Origin of the sequence: Sphingopyxis sp. CCNWLW2, from assembly GCF_037095755.1 — a bacterium.
Taxonomy (GTDB): Bacteria; Pseudomonadota; Alphaproteobacteria; order Sphingomonadales; family Sphingomonadaceae; genus Sphingopyxis.
The window spans coordinates 589,555-611,345 of the sequence record NZ_JBAWKJ010000003.1 but is presented as its reverse complement, the minus strand read 5'-3'; the positions used below and the strand labels follow the sequence as shown (position 1 = coordinate 611,345).

The following is a 21,791-nucleotide window of genomic DNA, read 5'->3' as shown; positions in this document are numbered from 1 at the left end:
GAATGAATCCACGCCCTCGGTTGCAGATAGTGCTGCTTTCAGGGCGCATTGGGGCTGGCAAGACGCAACTCGCGCAGGCGTTGGTGGCGCGTCACGACGCGATCTTGATCAAAACGCGCCAACTAATTCTTCAAGCCTCTCCGCGGACCAAGGACCAAAGACTGGAACTGCAGAAAGCCGGCGAGAGATTGGATCGATCGACTGGTGGGCGTTGGGTAGGAAATGCGCTTGTTTCGCTCATAGAAGAGCAGGGATCAGAGGCTGGGCTGTCCACAGGGCTTTTCGTGCTCGACGCTGTAAGAATCGCGGGACAGATTGAGGCCATTCGTGCCGTATTTGGCAGTTCCGTTGTCCACCACATTCATTTGACAGCCTCAGACGGCACTCTAGCTCGCCGATATTCAGAACGCACTGCCGCGTCAGATGCGGGGGTTAGCTTCAGCCAGGCGGCGGCGAACGCTACGGAGCGCCATGTCGAGGCCCTGAAGCAGGTTGCCGACACGGTCGTAAACACCGACTACTGCACAATTGAGGGCGTTTTCGTCCGGGCCACTGCGCTGCTCGGATTGTATCCGCGATCGGTTGATCCCCTCGTGGATGTGCTCGTCGGCGGTCAGTATGGGAGCGAGGGCAAAGGCAACATAGTCGGACATATCGCCCCTGAATATGATATCTTTGTTCGGGTCGGCGGTCCAAACGCGGGGCACAAAGTGTATGCGGAGCCCAAGCCTGAAGCATACTTCCACCTGCCATCGGGATCGGAGAGGGCGCCTAATGCCCAACTTATACTTGGACCCGGCGCCGTAATCTATCCACCGAAGCTGCTCACTGAAATCACTACCCATAAGATTCCGTTCGACCGGCTCATCATTGATGAGCAGGCGATGATCATCGAAGATCGCGATCGAGACATCGAGGTAGCGAAATTGTCGAGCATGGGGTCTACCGCGCAGGGAGTCGGATCTGCCTCGGCGCGGAAAATAATGGGAAGGGGAGGAAAGGAGGATCCCGTCGTGCGCCTAGCGAAGGATGTTCCGGAGCTAAGACCATATATCAGGGAAAGCCAAAGGACGCTCGAGCTGGCGTATTGTCGCGGTCAAAGGATTTTGTTGGAGGGCACCCAAGGTACGAGCCTTAGTTTGCATCACGGTCCCTACCCACACGTCACCTCCCGCGACACGACTGTCGCCGGCTGTTTGGCCGATGCGGGTATCGCGCCTCGCCGTGTCCGAAAAGTCGTGGTCGTGTTTCGAACCTATCCTATTCGTGTCGGAGGACCGTCTGGAGATCTCAGCGGCGGAGAAATCTCATACGAGATCCTTTCCGACCGGTCCGGTATTCCGATTGAAGAGCTCCGAACAAACGAGGTGACTACCACCACATTGCGACAGCGGCGCCTTGGCGAATTCGACTGGGCTCAGCTCCACCGCTCATGCCTGTTGAACAGTCCAACCGATATCGCGTTGACGTTTGTTGATTACCTTTCAGTGAAGAATCGCCAAGCTTTTCGATTTGAGCAGCTCACGGAAGAAACCCTGCGGTTCATCGAAGAGGTTGAGCGAGTGGCAGGGCAACCGGTGACAATGATATCTACGAAGTTTGACTGGCGGAATGTGATTGATAGGAGATCTTGGTGACGGACGAAGAGCTCGGTGAGCTGCTAAAAAATTGCCCGGCGTTGTTTCACATGGCGATGAGGGACAGTTGGCCGCTGATTCAGAAGCACGGGCTTCTTCCGACAAATCGCCTTCTCGAACTTTTTGATGTGGATCATGAGACGCGCGCTGAACTCACCACTAAGCGACGACCAGCGAGCTTTCCTATCGCGCACCCGGAAGTTGGCTCGGCAACGATCCGCGATCAGATCCCGCTGTACGACCACCACCTCGCTAAGTGTCTTCAAGGCGGCCTTAGCCCGATTGATTGGCATGCAAAGCTGAACGAGCGCGTATTTTTCTGGCTGACGGAAAAGCGTCTGCAAAAGTTGCTGTGCGCGGGTGCGTACCGGAAGCAACAGCACGTCGTCCTCAAGATTAATACAGCGATGCTGGTTAATGATCATCGTGAGCGGATTGAGTTGGCCCCAATGAACACGGGTTGCACCATGCCGTTCGCACATCCTCGCGGACCGGAAACATTCCTTCCGATTGATCAGTATCCATATTCAAATTGGCGAAAAAAGGGGCGGTCGCGTCACGAGGCAGTGGTCGAATTGACGGTAATTGGCGGGGTTCCGAATATAGCCGATTATGTGGAGGAGGTTACAATTCGGAAATGCGGCGAGGATCCAGTGCCCGTGCAAACCTAGGCCTACTGACTTCGCAAACTATTCCGCAGAGGCGCTGAAGTCTTGAAGTAGTTGAGTACGCAAAGCGCTAACCGATTTAACCAGATCGAGAATGTTCTCGACCAACGCATTCTGAATCTCCTCTGTCATAATGTCGGTTTCGAACCTGACTTCCGAGCCTTCTTTCACCCTGGCCGACTGCACAACTGGGCCATCGAATTTCAGGGCATCGAAAAGGTACTGCGAGTGCGCAATACGATTTCTTGTGGATCGTTCGCGGTGCAATCTATCGCGAGTTGATGCTGCGAGGTCGTCCCATTCGGGGCGGGATTGAGCGCGCACAAGTCTCTCATTTTTCAGCATCTCTTGGCTAAGGGCTTCTACCTTATGGAAATTCGACATTGCGGCGAGCCGCTTTTGACTGCCGGTCCAATTCTCATGTCCCCAAAGCATCAATAAGGCCTGATCGATTAGTCCCTCGATGAATTGGAAGGCGATAAAATACTTCCCGATTGTTATGAAGAGGCGGTCGTCCATCATATTCCTCAATGCCCGAATGTGACAAAGTTATTGCAGGCGCGTGCGACGATCAGTCCAGCAGCTCGCGCGTTAACATGTCCTCGCTCGGCAACGCGGAACGGGCAAGGCAGGCCGACAGGCACAGGATAAGCAGGTCCCATGCATCGACCCAATCGCGATCATTTAGCTTACCGCCATTTCCATGCGCGGCTCGCGAACGCCGTCCATAGCTTCGCTTCGCTTCCTCATAGGTTTTCAGGCGATCGCTCCGCACCGGCGCGCAAAGCTGGCTCACCAGCAGACCGAGTCGAAACGACACTTCAGTCGAGACACTGGGGAACAGCGCCTCGATCCCTTGCCAGATATGTAGCAGTGATGAGGATAGGTCCGGTATGGCCGGCGCCGTCTGCAACGCGAGCCGAGCGGCCTTGAGCGGCTGATGCGCCGCTTCCAGTGCGGTCCAGCGCTCTGCGGCATCGACCGCATCGGTGAACGCCTGCGCTGTAACCGTCCGCTCCGCCCCCACCGTAATCGACTGGAATGTCGGCTCGTGCAGCCAACCCTCGATTTTGCCGTCCGCCGACACGAACCCGCTCTGCAGTCCGGGCGGCAGCTTGGCGCGCATCGTCACGGAATCGCGATAGTTGATACCGCTGTAGTCGCGCAGAGTGTGCGTCATTCCGACCGGCATAACGAACGGCGACACCCATTTCAGGTACAGCATCACCTGCAGGACGCGGACGCGATCCTGTGCGTCTGTGAAATCCGACGCATCCTTGATCTCGATTTCGAGGTTGCACGCGTTCAGGAACACGTCGAGCAGATGCCAGGAAAATTGCAGTTTGTGCGACGCGCCGAGCGTCGCGAAATCGAAAGTGGACGTTTCCCATTCGCGCTGGCGCAGTACGGCCCGCGCCGTCTCGACGGTCCGCGGCAGGTCCCCGGGAGAAAGCGCGAGGCACGGGAAGAAATAGCTCGGCATCAGTCGTGAACGCTGGCGATGCTAGAGGCCAGCGACACGCTGGCCGCTCGCTCATCCAGCTCCTTTGCGCTCGGCACCCGGCCAAGTTCCACGCATTTGCGTAGCAAGGTGAGCAGTACATCGCCCGCGAGTTCATATCCCTGTTGCAGCATTTCTGGTTTCGCGATGCTGCCATGTACTGCCCGCGAGCGCACGTCATAGCCTTTCTTGACGCGCTCGAAGTAAAGCGCCTTCTCCGCTGGGGTGCCGTCAAGCAAGATGGCCGCGTGTAGTGCGATGCGCCGCCGCAGCTCGGAATCGACATCGAGCAGCCCCTCGATGCCCGACCAGAGCAGCATGATCTTGGCATCGTCGTCAAAAAGATAGTGCGCGTTACCATAGCATCGCACAGCTTTCTGGAAACGGTTCTCATTGAGCAGGCCATGGAACGCATCGAAATGTACGGTGGCCCAGCGGAGGTCATTATCACCGGCAGGCGCGACGCTCGGCAAGCGATGGATCACGAGGTTGCGATTTGCGAGCGTGAATCGCGTGCCATGATTGGCTGCGCAATAGAGCGGCATCACCGGACGCCGACAAGCCAACGCAAGCAGATGGAAAATCCAGAGCGCGTTCCACGCCTTTGCTGGTAGGGTTTGGCCACCCTTGTCGCCGATAATGCGCAGGGAAAAATCGGCGAGCGGTTCCATCGACATGACGTTCAGCGTCTCGCGAAGTTCGCCAACTGTCCGGCTGCCGAATGAGCTGTCGTTGGTTGGCGCCTGGCCCGACACCGTTATGCCGGGCGCTATCTCACGCTCGGCCTCAATCGTAATGCCGTGCCCGACCAAATTTACGAAACCTGCAGTGCCGACGTCCATCCTTACCTTTCCGAAACAAGGGCGCGCGCAGCGATACGCAACCGAACAGTCACTGCGAGCGAGGGCGACGGGACCGAATGCCCTAATGATCCTCTCGCTCACTTCCTCCCGACAGGCAATATCGCCCGGCTTATTTGGTCGGATGGGCCGACATGCCAAAGAATAGATGCTTCTTGGCGCGATGCCGCCGGCCCGCCCACGTGACCAGACACGAAACCGACGAACCTGGAAACAAATAAGCCATCAATCGTCTACGATGGAACGGCGTCATGCTCTCTTCGCGTAGATTGCCAGTGAGCCCGTTGGCGTTTGCAGGTTGTCGCGGCCCGGGAGAAGCGAATGTCTGCTTGCTCAGATCGCCGCCCAAAAGCTGCCTGTCTCAAATCGGCCAGTCGCATTAATCACCGTGGCAAACGGGCGGCGCGGATTTGCCATGCCGCCCGTTTGCCACGGTGGATTCGCGAAACATCGACACTGCCGCTATCCGACCGCTGCGTAGAATCGGCCCGCGCGACGTCCGGCAAGAACGCTCGTCTGCGCAGACTGCCCTGCCCCTGATAATTCGCGCGCTGTATTTTCGGATCAGGCCGCTCGTGCACCGGTGTCACGGAAGGCTTCAATGTCGCGCAGATAGTAGAAAACTCGCCCGCCCACTCGCCGTGGGAGGGGGCCCAGCCCCCTAACGCTCCACCCTGCCATCGTCGCAGTAGCGACGCCGAGGAACAGCGCGGCGTCGGCCCGCGGAACGCGTCCATCGGGAAGAACCCGGATTCTCACTTCTTCCAATGGCATCGAAGCCTCCTAATTAATTCTCACTTGAATATAATATGTGATGGCCATATTGGCTGACAAGCGTTTTTATTCTGAAGGGAAGAAAATATGCAGAAGCCGGACACTTCAAAGTCGCGCGGCCGCCCCAGAAAGCCGTTGTCCGACGGCGAAAGGCCGGTCGTCACGTTGCGTTTTTCGACGGAACAGAGACGGTTGCTGGAGAAGGAGGCCGATCGAAACGGGTGGTCGCTAGCCCAAGAAGCCACCAACCGGGTCGGCATGAGTTTTCTAGAGGACACCGTGCTCGGTGGCTCGAAAACGGCAGAGCTATTCCGCCTCCTCGCGGGGATAATTCAATCAGTTGAAGCCGCCACAGGTAGAAGTTGGCGCGACGACTATTTGACTTCCATCGCAGTAGAAGAAGCTGTGATCAGAGCTTTTAGGGCGCTGTCCCCTACCCAACCCGATGACGAAGTCACTAGCCGCGTGTTTTTGGACATACTCGACCACCCGGAGAAGGCCCAGATGGATCCAGAGTTGGCATCCAGGGTTCGCGACTACGAGGTTGCGCTGCGAAAGGCGCGCGATCTCGGCGCTAGCTTGCTCATCAGCCGTTTGGCCCGAACTACCGCAACGGCTCCGGATCAATCATAGTGGCATTGCGCTTTGCTAAATTGGATAGCCGCCTTCTACGAGCGCTCTCTCCGGGGGAGCGCGTGACCGAGCATGGGATCACCGCAGAAAGGCTGCCAAATCGTGATCTTCGGTGGTCGATCAATATAATGGTCGACGCAAAGCGCATTCACAGGGTCGTGGGCCGCGAAAGCGAAGGAACGAAAAGGGGTACGGCCGAACGCCTCATCGAGAAACTGAGGACGGACGCCCGCGCCGATCGGTTCAATCTTCCCGAAGGCCGCAAACTTCACCGTTCGTTTTCCGAGGCGGCTGATGACTACATCGACCGAATGGAATCGAGCGGCGGAAAGGACATGAAGAATAAACGGCGCCATTTGAAACAGCGCCTCGTCCCATTTCTAGGGCGCGATCGCCTCGACAAAATCACGGGCTTTCGGCTCGGCCAATATCGGCAGCATCGTCTCAGCGAGGGAGCCCGGGAGGCCACCATCAATCGCGAAATGTCGACATTGTCGCACATGCTCAACCGGGCGGCATCGAAAGACTGGTCATGGATGAAGAAGGAAGACGTCCCGGAAATCCCGAAAGAGAAAGAAGCACGGAAGCAAATCAGGATCCTCTCCGTCGCACAGCGGCAAAGCTTGCTCAAGGCGGCGATCGAAGATCAGGACGGAAGAGCCTGGCTCTTCGTCATGTTTGGCCTGAACGCATCCATGCGCCATTCCGAGATCGTGCGTCGGCGATATGACGAAATTGATTTCGAGAACTGCTTCATCTGGATTGATAAGGCCAAAGCGGGCGAGCGGCAGCAGCCAATCACCCCGGCGTTGAGGGACGCCCTCATTCGTCAACGAAAGATGGAGGCGGATCCCGACGGGTGGATATTTCCCGCCGCACGAAGGAACTGCCAGACGGCTTATCGGCCCGATATGCGTGAACCTTTCGCGCGCATCGTGAAACGCGCAGGACTCGACCCGAAGCTTTGCACCCCGCATATCATGCGCCACACCGCCATCAGTTCGCTAGTCATGGCGAGAACGGACATTCCCACCATTCAGAAAATCAGCGGCCACAAAACGGCGTCGCAGGTGCTTCACTATGTTCACCTGTTCGGCGAGCATGTGCACGATGCCATCAGCACGTTGGACATTTCCGTCCCCGCTGAGATTACACCAAAATTACACACGCCCCAGCCGTAGGTGTTTCTTCTGTCATATTTTGCCGGGGAAAGGCGGCGCATATTCGCCGCTGAAGAGATGGTGGACAGGGCTGGATTCGAACCAGCGTACGGAAACCCGGGCAGATTTACAGTCTGCTGCCTTTAACCACTCGGCCACCTGTCCATTGGGGCCCGCTTTGGGAAGCGGTCCAATGGCGAAACGAGGCTTGCCTGTCAATGCCAGTCATGGGAAAGGCGCGCGCATGAGACAATTTTCCCGTCATCGCCGCCCCGCCAGCCAGAATTCGCGCGGACAAGCCATCCGTTTCTGGGGCCGCCACGCCGTTCTGGCCGCGCTCGCCAACCCCGAACGCACCGTCAAGCGCATCTGGGGCACGCGCGAAGCGCTGGGCCAGCTCGACCTGCCGCCGGTGATCCCGATCAGCTACGCTGAGGTCACCGACCTCGCGCGACTCGTCGCGCGCGACGCCCCGCATCAGGGACTCGTGATAGAAGTCGACCCGCTCGAGGACGTCTTCCTCGGCGATCTGTTGCAGCAGGAGGTCGACGCCGACAGCAAGCGCCCGCTGATCGTCCTCGATCAGGTCACCGACCCGCATAATATCGGCGCGGTGCTGCGCTCGGCCGCGGCATTCGACGCTGCGGCGATCATCACGCAGGACCGCCACAGCCCGCCCGAAAGCGGCGTCATCGCGCGCTCGGCGTCGGGCGCGCTCGAAATCGTGCCCTGGGTCCGCGTCGTCAACTTGTCGCGCGCGCTCGAGGAAATCGCCGAGGCGCAATATTGGCGCATCGGACTGATGGGCGACACCGAAACGACGCTCGGATCGACGCTCGACGGCAGCAAGGTCGCGCTGGTGCTCGGTTCCGAAGGCGACGGGATGCGCCACAATGTCATGGAGCATTGCGATGTGCTGGCAAAACTGCCGATCTCGCCGCGGATGGAGAGCCTGAATATCTCGAACGCCGCGGCGATCGCGCTCTATGCGGTGGCGACGGCGGGCGCCTGATCCCATTAGCAGTCACCCCGGCGAAGGCCGGGGTCTCAACTTCGCGTCACTTCAGAAACGTCGAGATCCCGGCTTTCGCCGGGATGACAGCGCGGATCAATCCTCCGCCGCGATCCGCACTTTCAGCCCGTCGAGCGCCTCGCTGAACGGCAGCTGGCACGACAGGCGCGAATTGTCGTCGCGGTCGGTGGTCGAATCGAGCAGGTCGTTTTCGTCCTCGCTCATCGCGGGCAGCTGGTCGGTCGCGCCGGCCTCGACATGGACATGGCAGGTCGCGCACGAGCAGCAGCCGCCGCACAGCGCGAGCAGCTCGTCGAACCCGGCGTCGCGGATATTTTCCATCACCGTCAGGCTGGTGTCGCCCTCGATCTCATGTTCGGTTCCGTCGCGCGTCACGACAATCAGCTTGGCCATGCTAGTCCCCATATCTTCGATGTTGGTGGCGCTATGTCGCGCGTTGCTTGTCAAATCAAGCGTTGCTATTGGCTACCCAAGGAACAAAAGGAGAATATAGGATGGGCCTCAGCCAGCAGCAGCTGAACGCGGGAATCGACGCGCTTGCGGCGCGGGATTCGAACGTCGCGCGCGCACTCGGCAATGTCGGCTATCCCGAGCCCCGCATCCGTGCGCGCGGCTATGCCACGCTGCTGCGCACCATCGTCGGCCAGCAGGTCAGCGTCGCCGCGGCCAACTCGATCTGGAACAAGCTCGAGGCGAAGTTCGGCGAGGGCTGTCCGGCCGAAACGGTCGCCGCCGCCGACTTCGACACGCTCCGCGCATGCGGCCTCTCGGGGCAGAAACAGGGCTATGCCAAAAGCCTCGCGCAGTTGATCCTCGACGGCGAGCTCCAGTTCGACGCCCTCCCCGCCGACGACGAGGAGGCGATCGCGCTGCTGACCCGGGTAAAGGGCATCGGCCGCTGGTCGGCCGAAATCTATCTGCTCTTTGCCGAGGGACGCCCCGATATCTGGCCCGCGGGCGATCTCGCGGTACAGGAAGCCGTCGGCCGCATCTTCCAGCTCGGCGCCCGCCCCAGCGAGAAACAAGCGCGCGAACTGGCGGAGGCCTGGCGCCCGCATCGCGGGGCGGCGGCGATCTTCAGCTGGCATTGTTATAATATGGACGTGATCTAGGCGGCGCGGGAACGCGCTCCACCTTCCCCCTTGATGGGGGAAGGATACGCAGCCTTGCCGCGAAGCGGCTAGGCGGAGTTGGATGGGGGTGAAGGCGCGTCCTTAAACCGAGGTTTGAGGCCGAGAGCACACCCCCACCGCTGCGACTAGCCAGCAAGCTGGCAAGTCTCACTGCCTCCCCCATCAAGGGGGAGGAAAATGGACAGCTGAACTGGATTCCCGCCTTCGCGGGAATGACGAAAGTTGAAGGTCGCTACGGGCAAAACAAAAAGGCCGGGTGGAGCATCCTCCACCCGGCCTTTTTGTTGATCGTCAGCCGAAGCTTATTTCTTCGCCGCGGCCTTCTTGGCCGGAGCCTTTGCAGGCTTGTCCTCGGCGGCCTTCGCCGGAGCAGCCTTCTTCGCCGCAGCGGGCTTTTCCTCGTCCTTGGCTTCGGCCTTCTTCGCCGGCGCCTTCTTGGCGGGAGCTTCCTCGGCCTTGGCTTCTTCCTTCACCGCGTCCTTCTTAGCAGCCGGCTTCTTCGCGGCCGCCTTCTTGGCGGGCTTGTGGTCGTGGTCATGGTCATGGCCGCAGCCCGGGCCATGGACGTGGCCGTCGTCGTCGGCTTCGATCGCGGCTTCGATCTCTTCACGCGTCACTTCGCGGTCGGTGATCTCGGCCTTTTCGAACAGGAAGTCGACGACCTTGTCTTCATACAGCGGGGCGCGGAGCTGCGCCGCGGCGAGCGCGTCCTGCTGCACATATTCGATGAAGCGCGTGCGATCTTCGGGGCGATACTGCTGCGCCGCCTGCGCGATCAGGCGCGACATTTCCTGGTTCGACACCTGGACGCCATGCGCCTGGCCGATTTCCGAGAGGAGCAGGCCAAGGCGGACGCGGCGCACCGCGATCGAGCGGTAATCGTCGCGGTCGTTCTCGAGCTCGGCCTTCGCCGCTTCGGGATCTTCCTCGTGGCTGACTTCATGCTCGAGCTGCTGCCAGATCTGGTTGAACTCGGCCTCGACCATCGTCGGCGGCACGTCGAAATCGTGCGCGGCGGCGAGCTGGTCGAGCAGCTTGCGCTTCATATAGGTCCGCGTCAGGCCGTTCAGTTCCTGCTCGACCTGATCCTTCATCAGCTCTTTCAGCTTGTCGAGGCTTTCGAGGCCAAGCGTCTTGGCGAACTCGTCGTCGATCTTCGAGGCGGCCGGAACCTTCACTTCCTTCACCGTCACGGCGAATTCGGCGGGCTGGCCCTTGAGGTCCGCAACCGGATAATCGTCGGGGAAGCTGACCTTCAGCACCTTTTCGTCGCCGACCTTGACGCCGACCAGCTGGTCTTCAAAGCCCGGGATCAGCTGACCCGAACCGATTTCGACCGCCATGTCCTCGCCCGTGCCGCCGTCAAAGGCGACGCCGTCGACGCTGCCGGCGAAGTCGATGATGACCTGGTCGCCTTGGGCGGCCTTCTTGGTCTTCGGTGCTTCTTCGAAGCGCTTCATCTGCGCGGCGAATTCTTCGATCTTGGCCATCACGGCCTTGTCGTCGGCGGGGACGGTCAGGCGTTCGAGCTTCAGACCATCGATCGACGGCGTTTCGATTTCGGGCAGCACTTCGAGGCTGACGGTCAGCTCGGCGTCCTGGCCGGCTTCATAGCCTTCGTCGAGCGACACGGCGGGCTGCAGCGCGGGGCGAAGCTTTTCCTTCGCCATCAGGTCGCGCACGCCGGCGTCGATCGCCTTGTTGAGCGCGTCCGCGGAGAGCGCCGGGCCGTGCATCTTGCGGATCAGGTTCGGCGGAACCTTGCCGGGGCGGAAGCCGGGCATGCGGACGGTCGGGGCGATGCTCTTCACCTCGTCGTCGACGCGCGCGTCAATATCCTTGGCGGTGATGGTCACGCGATATTCGCGCTTCAGGCCTTCGTTCAGCGTTTCGACGGTCTTCATTGCCTTGGTCTTATCCTTGCTCAAAATCTCGTATCGAACCCCGCCAGAGCGGCGGAGTTCCCCATGATCCCGGCCTGCATTGCAGATTGGTGCGGGCGAAGGGACTCGAACCCCCACATCTTGCGATACTGGTACCTAAAACCAGCGCGTCTACCAATTCCGCCACGCCCGCAGGTGTTTTCGGCCGGGTGCACGAAATCGCGCGCTGCCGCGCACGCCCGTGCGGGCCGCGCGGGGCTATAGCAGACGCGTGGCCGAGGGCAAGGGCACAAAGCCCCATATTCCGTGGCCGGAACATGCGCCGCGCCCGTTCGTTGGTTAATCCAAGGAGAAAGACCATGGCCAGCAGCCCCGACCCGCTTCCCAAGCCGAAACCCGACACGATCGAGCCGCAATCGCCCCCCGAAAAACCGGCCCAGCCGACCCCGCTCGAAGACCCCGCCGGCCAGCCACCAGAAATCCCCGGCAACCCCGGCGGCGGCGACATCGACGAGCCCGGCCGCGGGCCCGACGAAGTGCCGCCGCAGCAGGTTTGATAAGCTTCCCCCCGTTCGTCATTCCTGCGAAAGCGGGAACCCAGCGAAGCGACGGTGCAACGGGGTTCCCGCTTTCGCCGGAACGACGATATTTAGCTTACTAACTACTTGACCGACCCTCTCCCCGGCCGCCAAAACGGCGCCGGGGAGAGACAATATGAACCACATCGCCGCCGCCATCGCGCTGCTCCTGACAACGACTGCACCCGCCACCGCGCAAGACACCACGCTTTACCGCGGCGGCCCGATCGTCACGATGGACGGCGATACCCCGCAAACCGTCGAAGCCGTCGTCACGCGCGGCGACCGCATCGCCTTCGCGGGCTCCGAAAAACAGGCCCGCGTCGCCGCGGGCAAGGATGCAACCATCCGCGATCTCAAGGGCGCCACCCTGCTCCCCGGCTTCATCGACGCCCATTCGCATTTCACCGTCGCGACCCTGAGCGCGGGCGGGCTCGACCTCCGCGCATCAAGCGGCCCGCCGGTCACCGACATCGCCGGCGTCTCGGCCGCAATCCGCGACTATCTCGCGCGCAACCCGGCCAAGCCCGGCGGCTGGACGACCGTCTGGCAATTCGACCACGAAACCCTCGCCGAAAAACGCTACATCACCCGCGCCGAACTCGACGCGATCGCCCCCGACCACCCACTCGTCCTCCTCCACGTCTCGCTCCACGGCGCGGTCGCGAACAGCGCGGCGCTCAAGGCGGCCGGGATCGACGAGGCCACCCCCGTCCCGCCCGGCGGCATGATGCTGCGCGACGACGCGGGCAAGCTCAATGGCGTCCTCCTCGAAAAGGCGATGTTCCTGATGCTCGCCAAGATGCCGCAACCGACCGCGGAGCAAAAACTCGCCGCGCTCGACGCCGCGCAGAACGCCTATTTCGCCGAGGGCTATACCCACGCGCAGGACGGCGCCACCCAGCCCCACGACGTCGCCTTCCTCACCTCTCCGGCGGCGCGTGAACGCCTTAAGATCGACCTCGCGCTCCTGCCATTCTCGCCGGGTCTCGACGCGCTGCTCGCCAACCCCGACCTCAAATTCGGCACGTACCAGGGCCATGTAAAACTGCAGGGCATCAAGTTCGTCCTCGACGGATCGGTGCAGGCACGCACGGGTTTCTTCACCCGCGACTACCAGCGCGGCAGCCCCGAGGGCCACCACCCCTGGCACGGCGAACCGATCCTCTCCGAGGAAGAATTCGTCGCCCAAGCCCGCAAGGTCCACGACCGCGGCTGGCAGCTGTTCGTTCACGCCAATGGCGACGCCGCGATCGACATGGCGATCAAGGGGTTCGACACGCTCGGCATCAAGGCGGCCGACGATCGCCGCCCGATCGTCATCCACTCGCAGTTCCAGCGCCGCGATCAGCTCGCCGCGTACAAACGCATCGGCGTCGGCCCCGCCTATTTCTCGAACCACGCGTGGTATTGGGCCGACGTCCACCGCACCAACTTCCCCGCCGAAGTCGTCGATTTCATCAGCCCCCTCCGCTCGGCGCGCGCCGCGGGCCTCATCGCGTCGAACCACAGCGACTTCAGCGTCACCCCGCTCGACACGCGCTTCATGCTCTGGACGTCGATGGCGCGCGTCTCGCCGACCGGCGTCGTCAGCGGCGCGGACGAGCGCCTGAACGCCTATGAAGCGCTCCAGGCGCTCACCACCGGTCCCGCCTGGCAGGCGTTCGAGGAGGATCGCAAGGGCCGCATCAAGCCCGGCCTGCTCGCCGATTTCGTAATTCTCGACAAGAACCCGCTGACCACGCCCGTCGATGACATCAAGTCGATCAAGGTCCGCGAAACGATCAAGGAGGGACGCAGCGTCTGGCGCGCGAACTTCTGACGCGATATCATTGCAATGGCGGGGTTACCCCGGCAGCAGTAGGGGTCTTTGTCATGCGTCGCTATTTCGCGCTTCTCCTCGTCACCGCCGCGCTTCCCGCGCCGGCCTTCGCCCAGTCGGCACCCGACGTCGCCGACCTCGCCGGCGCCCGCGCAGCGGGCGGCGAGACCCAATTGCTCGCGCGCGGCTATGTCTCGCGCCATTCGACCACCGTCGGCGAACAACGCTATACCTTCTGGTGGAACCAGCGCCTCGGCCGCTGCCTCTCGGTCTCCACGATCGACGGCCGCTATGGCGTGCTGATCGCGGTGCCCGCCGAAAATTGCGACAACGGCCCGCCGCGCGACGCCTATGCGCCGCAACAACACGCCTATGATCGCTCCGCCGAAACGGGCTATCGCGATCCGAATTCACTTGTTCTCGTCTGCTATGGCGCGGGCACCCGTCCCACGGTCACCAGCAAGCCGACCTACAAATGGAATCCGTGGAACCATAAGTGGGAATGGAGCACCGAGGTCGGCAACACCGCGCAAGGCTTCACCAGCGACGTCCAGATCGAACTCTATGGCGATCAGGGTCGCATCCATCTGGGGCCAAAGCTCGTCGCGCCGATCCACAGCGGCGACGATCACGGCTGGTGGGACCTCGATAATCTGGTCGTCACCCCCGACCGTATCACCGCAAGTTACCGGATCAACGGCCTCAACAAGCCGAAACTGACCGTCGATCGCCGCTCGGGCCGCATCACGATCAACGCGATCACCAATTTCTCGGGCCAGTGCGACAGCGGCGACTGGGCGGCCGGCACGCGGCGCTTCTAAGGCGCCGCACGCTTCGCCGCGACCTCGTCCAGCATCGCCTTCAGCGCCGCCGCGTCGAACCAGCGCCCGCCCGCCATCACGCCGAGCGGAGCGCGCAGCGTCGCGGCCTTTTCCAGCGGATTGTCGGCAACGAGCAACAGGTCGGCACGATAGCCCGGCGCCATGACGCCGAACTTCGCCGCGCCCGGCACCGTCTTGGCAATGAATTCGCCCGGCGTGCGCGTCGCCGCCGACAGCGCCTGCCACGGGGTCAGCCCGGCCGCCAGCATCGCGTCGATCTCTTCGTGCAGAGCGAACCCCGGCACCTGCCCCGGGATCGTCGGCGCGTCGCCGCCCGCGATCAGCGGCACCCCGGCGTCGGCCATCGCCTTCACGAAGCGCGCCTCGAACGCCACGCGCCGCGACAGGTCGACCGCCTTCTTCTGATAGCCCGACCCCGCCCAAGCCAGCCGGTCGGCGGGCGACAGATAGCGCGCCTCGGGCGCCGCCAGATAGGCTTTCACCACCTCGGGCTTGCCGAATTGCGCCGCGATTGTGCGATAGTTGAACAGGTCCGACGTGACGAACGCATCATGCGCCTTCACCAGCGCGATCGCCTCGGCAATCCGCGCGTCGGCGGGCGGCGCGTTTTGATCGTCGGCTGGCGGTTCGGGGAAGAAGCCGTAGAAGAATTCCTCGACATGCGCGACCATCGCCTGCCCCGCCGCAAATTGCTTCGCAAGGCCGACCGCCTTCACATTATGTCCGACGATCCCGACCCCTTGCGCTTTGGCTTCGTCGGCGAGCGCCGCGAAAGCCTCGGCCGACAGGTTCGTATAAACCTTGATGAAGCTGTAGCCGTTGGTCTTCGCCAGCCGCACGATCGCGCGCGCCTCGTCGGCCGTCCGCACGACGAAATGGCCATATTGCGGGTCGCTGTCGACGACGAAGGCGGTGAAGATCTGCGGCCCCGGCACCTCGCCCTTGTTCACCGCGATCCGCGTCCGCCCGGCGAACGCGCTGGTCGCCTCGCCCATGTTGAGCATCGTCGTCACGCCGTTCGCGAGCAGCAGCGCGAGATCGTCACGGCTCGTCACATGATTGTGCATGTCGGCGAGCCCCGGCACCAGCCACGCCCCCTTGCCGTCGACCGCCTTGGTGCCCGCGGGCAGCTTCGCCTTGATCCCGACGCTCGAAATCACACCGTCGGTGACGATCACCGTCGTGCGCGCAATCACGCGCTCGCGATCCATCGGCACGACATTGACGTCGGTAAAAACCACCGTTTCCGCCCGCGCGAGCGTCGCGCAAGCGAACAGCATCCACAGCGTCAGCAGCGCGCGCAGCATCCGCCGCGCCGCGTCAGCCGGCGCAGAAGGCGGCAAAACGCGCGATTGCCTTCTTGCCGCCTGGCGTCGCCGCCATGTCGGTCGTGGTGCCATCGGCGGTCATCCGCAGCCAGCCGTTCGCCGCGAAGGCACGGAACAGCGGCGACGTCGCGGGCATTTCCTGCGCGGTGAAGGTCGGCAGTTCGTCCGCGTCGGTCGTTCCGGTCAACCGCACACGCTGATCGTCCGATTCCAGTTCGATGGCGGTCAGATTGAGAGCCCCGCCCGAAATCCCCGCAAAGACGCGGTCGCCGCCCTCCTCGCAGGTGAAGTTCAGCGGCTGGTCGTCGGTGCCGTCAACCTCATAGGCGAGGATCGCGCTCTGCGTGCGTTCCTCGTCGTTGACGCGCATCGCCCAGTCATAACCGTTGTTCACCGCGGGCGCGGGCGCCGCGTTCGCCGCGCCGCCAAGTGCGAGCACACTACAAAACGAAATCAGAATCCGCTTCATCTTCACATCCTTCGTCACATAGGCACCGATAGCAATGCCTATGACACAGAAGTAGCTGAATTCGCTGTGAATCCGATCACTTATTCTCAGCCGAGCGCCTTCTTCAGCAACTCGTTGACGACCTGCGGGTTCGCCTTGCCCTGCATCGCCTTCATCGTCTGCCCGACGAAGAAGCCGAACAGCGCTTCCTTGCCGCCCTTATACTGCTCGACCTTGTCGGCATTGGCGGTCAGGATCTTCGCGATTTCGGCTTCGATCGCGCCGGTGTCGCTCGTCTGCTTCAGCCCGTCGCGCTCGACGATCACGCCCGCAGCGTCGCCGCTTTCGAGCATCTTTTCGAACACCGCCTTGGCGATCGTCCCCGAAATCGTGCCGTCGGCAACAAGGCCGAGCAATTCGGCGGCATGCGCGGGCGATACCGGCGAATTCGAAATGTCGCGGCCCATACGATTGAGCGCACCGAACAATTCGCTCGTCACCCAGTTCGCTGCCGGGGCGGGCTTCGCACCCGCATCGAGTAACGTGTCGAACCAGCGCGCTGCCTCGACCTCGGCGGTCAAAACATCGGCGTTATAGGCGCTGATGCCCTCGGCCAGATAACGCGTGCGCTTGGCATCGGGCAGTTCGGGCAGGCTGTCGCGGCACTCGGCGAGGAACGCATCGTCGAGCTCGAGCGGCAACAGATCGGGATCGGGGAAGTAGCGATAATCATGCGCATCTTCCTTCGACCGCATCGAACGCGTCTCGTTGCGATCGGGATCGTAAAGCCGCGTTTCCTGTACCACGGTGCCACCACTTTCGATCAGCTCGACCTGGCGCTTCGCTTCGCCCTCGATCACCGCCATCACAAAGCGCACCGAATTGACGTTCTTCGTCTCGGTGCGCGTCCCGAACTCATCGCCGGGCTTGCGCACGCTGACATTGACGTCGGCGCGCATCGAGCCCTCTTCCATATTGCCGTCGCACGAGCCGACATAGCGCAGGATCGAGCGCAGCTTGCGCACATACGCCCCTGCTTCCGCCGGCGAACGCATGTCGGGGCGCGAGACGATCTCCATCAGCGCGACGCCCGACCGGTTGAGGTCGACGTAGGACATCGTCGGATGCTGGTCGTGCATCAGCTTGCCCGCGTCCTGCTCGACATGGATACGCTCGATCCCGATCACCTTGTCGCCGGGAATGCCCGCCTTTTCATCGGCTGCGATCGTCAGCGAACCTTCACCGACAAGCGGATGATAAAGCTGCGAAATCTGGTAACCCTGCGGCAAATCGGCATAGAAATAATTCTTGCGATCGAACCGCGACCATTTGTTGATCTGCGCCTCGATCGCCATGCCCGTGCGCACCGCCTGGCGGATGCACTCGCGGTTCGGCACCGGCAGCATCCCCGGCATCGCGGCGTCGACCAGCGACACCTGCGTGTTCGGCTCGGCCCCGAACGCCGTCGCGGCGCCCGAAAACAGCTTGGCGTTGGAGGTGACCTGCGCATGGACCTCGAGGCCGATCACGACCTCCCACTCGCCGGTTTCGCCCTTGATGCGATAGTCAGACATCATTCAAATCCTTAGTGTGTCCCTGCGAAGGCAGGGACCCATCACCTGCCGCTTCAACCTTGCACCATCCGGAGATGGGCCCCTGCCTTCGCAGGGGCACAGGCTAAATTACCACCACTTCTCGGCGCGCGCCGTGAAGCCCGCCCGCTCTTCAATAGCCAGCCCGGCGTTGAGCACGCCCTGCTCGTCGAATGCCTTGCCGATGATCTGCAGCCCCAGCGGCAGCCCTTCGCGGTTCAGCGCCGCGGGCACCGACATCGCGGGCAGTCCGGCGAGGCTCGCGGGCACCGCAAACACGTCGTTGAGGTACATCGACAACGGATCCGCGGTCTTTTCGCCCAACCCGAACGCCGCCGACGGCGCGGTCGGCGCGAGGATCACGTCGCACACCCCGAACGCCTGTTCGAAATCGCGCGCGATCAGCGTCCGCACCTTCTGCGCCTGCGTATAATAGGCGTCGTAAAAGCCCGCCGACAGCACATAGGTGCCGATCATTATGCGGCGCTTGACCTCGGGCCCGAAGCCGTCGGCGCGCGTTGCGGCGTACATGTCCTGCAACCCCGCGCCCTGCGGCAGATCGCGCAAACCATAACGCACGCCGTCATAGCGCGCGAGGTTCGACGACGCCTCGGCCGGCGCGATGATGTAGTAAGCCGGCAGCGCATATTTCGTGTGCGGCAGGCTGATCTCGACGACCTCGGCCCCCGCATCCTTCAGCATCGCGATGCCCGCATCCCACATCGCGTCGATGTCGGGATCGATACCCTCAAGCCGATACTCCTTGGGAATACCAACCTTCTTGCCCTTGAGATCGCTCGACAAAGCCGCTTCCCAATTGGGCACCGCCATGTCGAGGCTCGTCGCGTCCTTCGGATCGAAGCCCGCCATATTTTCGAGCATGATCGCGCAGTCCTTGACGTCGCGCGCCATCGGCCCCGCCTGATCGAGCGAGCTTGCGAAGGCCACAATGCCCCAGCGCGAGCAGCGGCCATAGGTCGGCTTGATCCCGCTGATCCCCACGAAAGCCGCGGGCTGGCGGATCGATCCGCCGGTGTCGGTCCCCGTCGCCGCGGGGCACAGCCGCGCGGCGATCGCCGACGACGACCCGCCCGACGACCCGCCCGGCGCGAGCGCGGCATTGCCGCCGTCGTTGCGCTTCCACGGGCTGATCACATTGCCGAAATAGCTCGTCTCGTTCGACGACCCCATCGCGAACTGGTCGAGGTTCAGCTTGCCGAGCATCCCGCAACCCGCGTCCCACAGCTTAGCCGACACGGTCGATTCATAGCGCGGGACAAAGCCTTCGAGCATATGGCTCGCCGCGGTCGTCTGGACGCCGTTCGTCGCGAACAGGTCCTTCATCCCGATCGGCACGCCCGACAGGGGCTTCAGCGTCCCCGCAGCACGATCGGCATCGGCCGCTTTCGCCGCAGCGATCGCATGCTCGGGCGTCTCGACGATAAACGCATTGAGCGCCTTCGCGCCGGCGACATTGGCGTTGAACGCCTCGGCGACCTCGACGGCGCTGAAATCGCCCGCGCGGTGCCCGTCGCGGATCTGCGCAACGGTAAGATTCGTAAGATCGGTCATTATTCGATCACCTTGGGAACACCAAAGAAGCCGTGCTGCGGCGCGGGCGCATTCGCGAGCACGTCGTCACGGCGGCCGCCGCCGGTCAGCGGGTCGGCATCGACGACATCGTCGCGCAGCCGCAGATGGTTCGGGATCACCGCGGTCATCGGCTCGACCCCGGTCACATCGACCTCGCCGAGTTGTTCGACCCAGCCCAAGATGCCGTTCAATTCGCCTTCCATCGCGGCGGCTTCGGCATCGCTGATCGCGATGCGCGCCAGCGACGCGATTTTCCTTACTGTTGCCTGATCGATTGACATGATCGCCCTAACTTTAACGAAGCCGCGCCGCTAGCATCCCGCCCCGCGCGCTTCAAGGTGCGGCTACTCGAAAGTGCCGGATTCCGGCACCCCGTCCACCGACAGGCGGCGTTGCTGCACCGTCTCGACCTCGATCCGCGCCTTCGACAGGTCGACCGGCGGCTTTTTGGCCGGCGACGCCTTCGCCCAATCGCCCTGCACCCATTGCCCGGCATCATTCTGCGTCACGAAATCGAAATTGAGCGAATCGCCCGGCTCGTTCTGCCCGAGTACGCCGATCCGCTTGTCGTCGAGCCACACCGCGACGCACGCCTTCGCGCGGCTGCACATGTAGCTGCCCGACACGCGCTCGAGTGCCTCGGGCGGCAACGCCCGCTCCGCCGGAACGACGCGCAGCCGCTCGGCAAAGGGCTTGAGCAGGGTCGGACCGTCAGGCCCCGTCAAATCCCAACGATTCTTCGCCGTCAGCGCCGCCTTCGCCGCATCGGCGCGAGCCTTGATGGGCGAACGCTCGAGCTCCTTCAGCGCCGCCCGGCCGCTCGGCCCGAAATCGAACGCCATCGCCGCCCAGTCGAATTTCTCGGCCGGCGTCGCTCCGCTTTTCAACCGCGCCACCTGATCGCGCGCCGAAATCGCCCCGAAATCGAGGATCGGCAGCGCCAGGAACAGCGCGAGCAACGCCAGCCCGATCGCCAGCTTCTGCTGCAATGGCCGCAGCCAGTCGTCGAAATCGCGCCGCCCCTTCACCACCGACCACACGCCCGCCAAACCATAAGCGAGCGCGATCATCGCCGCGATCACCCCCCAGATGCGCTCAGGGGTCCACCCATATTGGATCACGCGCAAATGCATCGAATAGAAAGCGATCCCCGCCAGCGGCAGCACCGCGACGACCAGCACCGGCGCCGCCCAGCGCAGCACCGGGCTCGTCGCACGATCGTCGCTGCCATTTCCGATCACCGCATTGGCGAGCAGCACCGCGAACGCCGCCGCCGCCATCATCACCGCCGCGGTCGAAAAGCCCGAATCCCACAATTTCTGTAGCCCCGTCCCCGCGAGCGAGAGCAGGAACAGCACCAATGCGACAGCCAGCACCGGCGCCAGCACCGCAAGCACGATCATCACCAGCCGCTGCAACGTCGCGACCAGCTTATCGCGCTCGCGCAGTAGGCCGACCGCGCCGCCGAACGCCGCACCCGCGAGCATCCAGCCGAACCATTCGTCATTGAGCAAGTCGAAGATCAGGTTGATCCCGATCAGCTTGAACATCTGCCCGATCAGCACGGTCAGCAGGAAGGTGATGCCGACGAACGCCAGGCTCGCGGCGCCGATGACCGCATCGGTCCACGCATGGCTGTGCAATCGCGCGTACGGCATCTGCCACAGTTTCCAGAAGCGCCAGTCGGGCGCGACGTCGCGCCGCGTCTGGAACAAAGGCGTCGCGACGAGCACCGCGAGCATCCCCGACCAGAAAGGCCATTCGACCGGATTGCCCTGAATATTATACGCCGCCGTCTGCCACGCGATCAGCCCGAGGATCGTGCCCCAGCCGAGCGCGAACCCCAGCGCCCAATGCCAGCGCCTGAGTTCGACGCCGAGCACGAACACCACCGCCGCCACCGCAACCGCGGTCGCCAGTGCGCTACGCCAGTCGGCCAGCGTGTCGTCATAATGATGGTCGATGAGCAGATGGAACGCCAAGCCCGCGGCAGCACAGATCGCCGCCATGATCCACGGGCGTAGCGGCCACGGCAGGTCGTTGTCGTCGAGGCGCGCCGAAACGCCCGGCGATCGGGCGGGCGAATCGGGGGCGGCGGGTGCGGTCGTGTCGGTCATGCACTCAGCCTATCGCGTAACCCCATCATCCTGAACTTGTTTCAGGGCCTGCCCCGGACCCGATCCGGGGATCCATGGCCCGAGGCCGCGAGTTATGACCATGGATGCTGAAACGAGTTCAGCATGACGAGTTATTTGTAGGCGGGCACGCGAGCGGCTAGAGAGGCCCGAAATCCGTCTCCCCTCCCC

The 21,791-nt window shown here is 62.6% G+C and carries 20 protein-coding genes and 2 tRNA genes; 9 read left to right on the top strand and 13 right to left on the bottom strand.

Annotated features, from left to right (window positions below):
- Positions 1-2: 2 nt before the first annotated feature.
- Positions 3-1,637 (top strand): adenylosuccinate synthetase, encoded by a 1,635-nt coding sequence (locus tag V8J55_RS20315; protein WP_336447387.1) that lies wholly within the window; start codon positions 3-5, stop codon positions 1,635-1,637.
- Positions 1,634-2,308 carry a DUF7002 family protein gene (locus tag V8J55_RS20310; RefSeq protein ID WP_336447386.1) on the top strand — a complete coding sequence of 225 codons (675 nt, stop codon included), beginning with the start codon at positions 1,634-1,636 and terminating at the stop codon, positions 2,306-2,308. The genes V8J55_RS20315 and V8J55_RS20310 overlap by 4 nt, the downstream gene beginning before the upstream one ends.
- Before the next feature lie 18 nt (positions 2,309-2,326).
- Here the strand turns inward: V8J55_RS20310 and V8J55_RS20305 are convergent, their stop codons facing one another.
- The 3 genes from V8J55_RS20305 to V8J55_RS20295 are packed head-to-tail and all read right to left on the bottom strand — an operon-like array spanning position 2,327 to position 4,648.
- Entirely contained in the window at positions 2,327-2,824 is a 498-nt protein-coding gene (locus tag V8J55_RS20305; protein ID WP_336447385.1) for a hypothetical protein, read from the bottom strand.
- Between the two features lie 52 nt (positions 2,825-2,876).
- Entirely contained in the window at positions 2,877-3,788 is a 912-nt protein-coding gene (locus tag V8J55_RS20300) for a hypothetical protein (RefSeq protein ID WP_336447384.1), read from the bottom strand.
- A complete protein-coding gene (locus tag V8J55_RS20295) occupies positions 3,788-4,648 on the bottom strand; it encodes a hypothetical protein (RefSeq protein WP_336447383.1) in 861 nt (286 codons plus the stop codon). The genes V8J55_RS20300 and V8J55_RS20295 overlap by 1 nt, the downstream gene beginning before the upstream one ends.
- 879 nt (positions 4,649-5,527) lie before the next feature.
- Here V8J55_RS20295 and V8J55_RS20290 point away from each other — a divergent pair.
- The gene (locus V8J55_RS20290) at positions 5,528-6,073 is read left to right on the top strand and encodes a TraY domain-containing protein (protein ID WP_336447382.1); all 546 of its coding nucleotides are present in this window, start codon (positions 5,528-5,530) and stop codon (positions 6,071-6,073) included.
- Positions 6,074-6,201: 128 nt separating this feature from the next.
- Entirely contained in the window at positions 6,202-7,254 is a 1,053-nt protein-coding gene (locus V8J55_RS20285; RefSeq protein WP_336447381.1) for a tyrosine-type recombinase/integrase, read from the top strand.
- Between the two features lie 58 nt (positions 7,255-7,312).
- Here the strand turns inward: V8J55_RS20285 and V8J55_RS20280 are convergent.
- Positions 7,313-7,398: transfer RNA gene (locus V8J55_RS20280), tRNA-Tyr, on the bottom strand.
- 79 nt (positions 7,399-7,477) lie between these two features.
- Here V8J55_RS20280 and rlmB point away from each other — a divergent pair.
- Positions 7,478-8,245 carry a 23S rRNA (guanosine(2251)-2'-O)-methyltransferase RlmB gene (gene rlmB, locus V8J55_RS20275; RefSeq protein ID WP_336447380.1) on the top strand — a complete coding sequence of 256 codons (768 nt, stop codon included), beginning with the start codon at positions 7,478-7,480 and terminating at the stop codon, positions 8,243-8,245.
- Positions 8,246-8,341: 96 nt separating this feature from the next.
- Here the strand turns inward: rlmB and V8J55_RS20270 are convergent, their stop codons facing one another.
- On the bottom strand, positions 8,342-8,659 hold the full coding sequence (locus V8J55_RS20270) for a 2Fe-2S iron-sulfur cluster-binding protein (protein WP_336447379.1): 318 nt from the start codon (positions 8,657-8,659) through the stop codon (positions 8,342-8,344).
- A gap of 101 nt (positions 8,660-8,760) precedes the next feature.
- Here V8J55_RS20270 and V8J55_RS20265 point away from each other — a divergent pair, with 101 nt between their 5' ends.
- Positions 8,761-9,378, top strand: a complete 618-nt coding sequence (locus V8J55_RS20265; protein WP_336447378.1) for a DNA-3-methyladenine glycosylase family protein — start codon at positions 8,761-8,763, stop codon at positions 9,376-9,378.
- A 323-nt stretch (positions 9,379-9,701) separates the two neighbouring features.
- Here the strand turns inward: V8J55_RS20265 and tig are convergent, their stop codons facing one another.
- Together tig and V8J55_RS20255 are read right to left on the bottom strand one after the other, a co-directional pair.
- Positions 9,702-11,303 (bottom strand): trigger factor, encoded by a 1,602-nt coding sequence (tig, locus tag V8J55_RS20260; RefSeq protein WP_336447377.1) that lies wholly within the window; start codon positions 11,301-11,303, stop codon positions 9,702-9,704.
- A gap of 87 nt (positions 11,304-11,390) precedes the next feature.
- A tRNA-Leu gene (locus V8J55_RS20255) sits at positions 11,391-11,475 on the bottom strand.
- 166 nt (positions 11,476-11,641) lie between these two features.
- Here V8J55_RS20255 and V8J55_RS20250 point away from each other — a divergent pair.
- The 3 genes from V8J55_RS20250 to V8J55_RS20240 all read left to right on the top strand — a co-directional run bounded on the left by V8J55_RS20250 (position 11,642) and on the right by V8J55_RS20240 (position 14,503).
- Positions 11,642-11,839, top strand: coding sequence for a hypothetical protein (locus V8J55_RS20250; RefSeq protein ID WP_336447376.1), 198 nt, complete (start codon positions 11,642-11,644; stop codon positions 11,837-11,839).
- Between the two features lie 157 nt (positions 11,840-11,996).
- Positions 11,997-13,682: an amidohydrolase gene (locus V8J55_RS20245; protein ID WP_336447375.1), complete on the top strand. Its 1,686-nt coding sequence runs from the start codon at positions 11,997-11,999 to the stop codon at positions 13,680-13,682.
- Positions 13,683-13,735: 53 nt separating this feature from the next.
- Positions 13,736-14,503, top strand: a complete 768-nt coding sequence (locus tag V8J55_RS20240; protein WP_336447374.1) for a hypothetical protein — start codon at positions 13,736-13,738, stop codon at positions 14,501-14,503.
- Here the strand turns inward: V8J55_RS20240 and V8J55_RS20235 are convergent.
- The 6 genes from V8J55_RS20235 to V8J55_RS20210 all read right to left on the bottom strand — a co-directional run bounded on the left by V8J55_RS20235 (position 14,500) and on the right by V8J55_RS20210 (position 21,602).
- Entirely contained in the window at positions 14,500-15,831 is a 1,332-nt protein-coding gene (locus tag V8J55_RS20235; protein ID WP_336447373.1) for an amidohydrolase family protein, read from the bottom strand. The genes V8J55_RS20240 and V8J55_RS20235 overlap by 4 nt on opposite strands.
- A 13-nt stretch (positions 15,832-15,844) precedes the next feature.
- Complete coding sequence (locus tag V8J55_RS20230; RefSeq protein WP_336447372.1) at positions 15,845-16,321, bottom strand: hypothetical protein; 477 nt, start codon at positions 16,319-16,321, stop codon at positions 15,845-15,847.
- Positions 16,322-16,407: 86 nt separating this feature from the next.
- The gene (gatB, locus tag V8J55_RS20225; RefSeq protein ID WP_336447371.1) at positions 16,408-17,874 is read right to left on the bottom strand and encodes an Asp-tRNA(Asn)/Glu-tRNA(Gln) amidotransferase subunit GatB; all 1,467 of its coding nucleotides are present in this window, start codon (positions 17,872-17,874) and stop codon (positions 16,408-16,410) included.
- 108 nt (positions 17,875-17,982) lie between these two features.
- Positions 17,983-19,464 (bottom strand): Asp-tRNA(Asn)/Glu-tRNA(Gln) amidotransferase subunit GatA, encoded by a 1,482-nt coding sequence (gatA, locus tag V8J55_RS20220; RefSeq protein ID WP_336447370.1) that lies wholly within the window; start codon positions 19,462-19,464, stop codon positions 17,983-17,985.
- The gene (gene gatC, locus V8J55_RS20215; protein ID WP_037518935.1) at positions 19,464-19,766 is read right to left on the bottom strand and encodes an Asp-tRNA(Asn)/Glu-tRNA(Gln) amidotransferase subunit GatC; all 303 of its coding nucleotides are present in this window, start codon (positions 19,764-19,766) and stop codon (positions 19,464-19,466) included. Before gatC ends, gatA begins: the two co-directional genes overlap by 1 nt.
- A gap of 63 nt (positions 19,767-19,829) precedes the next feature.
- Complete coding sequence (locus tag V8J55_RS20210) at positions 19,830-21,602, bottom strand: DUF4153 domain-containing protein (protein WP_336447369.1); 1,773 nt, start codon at positions 21,600-21,602, stop codon at positions 19,830-19,832.
- Positions 21,603-21,791 lie beyond the last annotated feature (189 nt).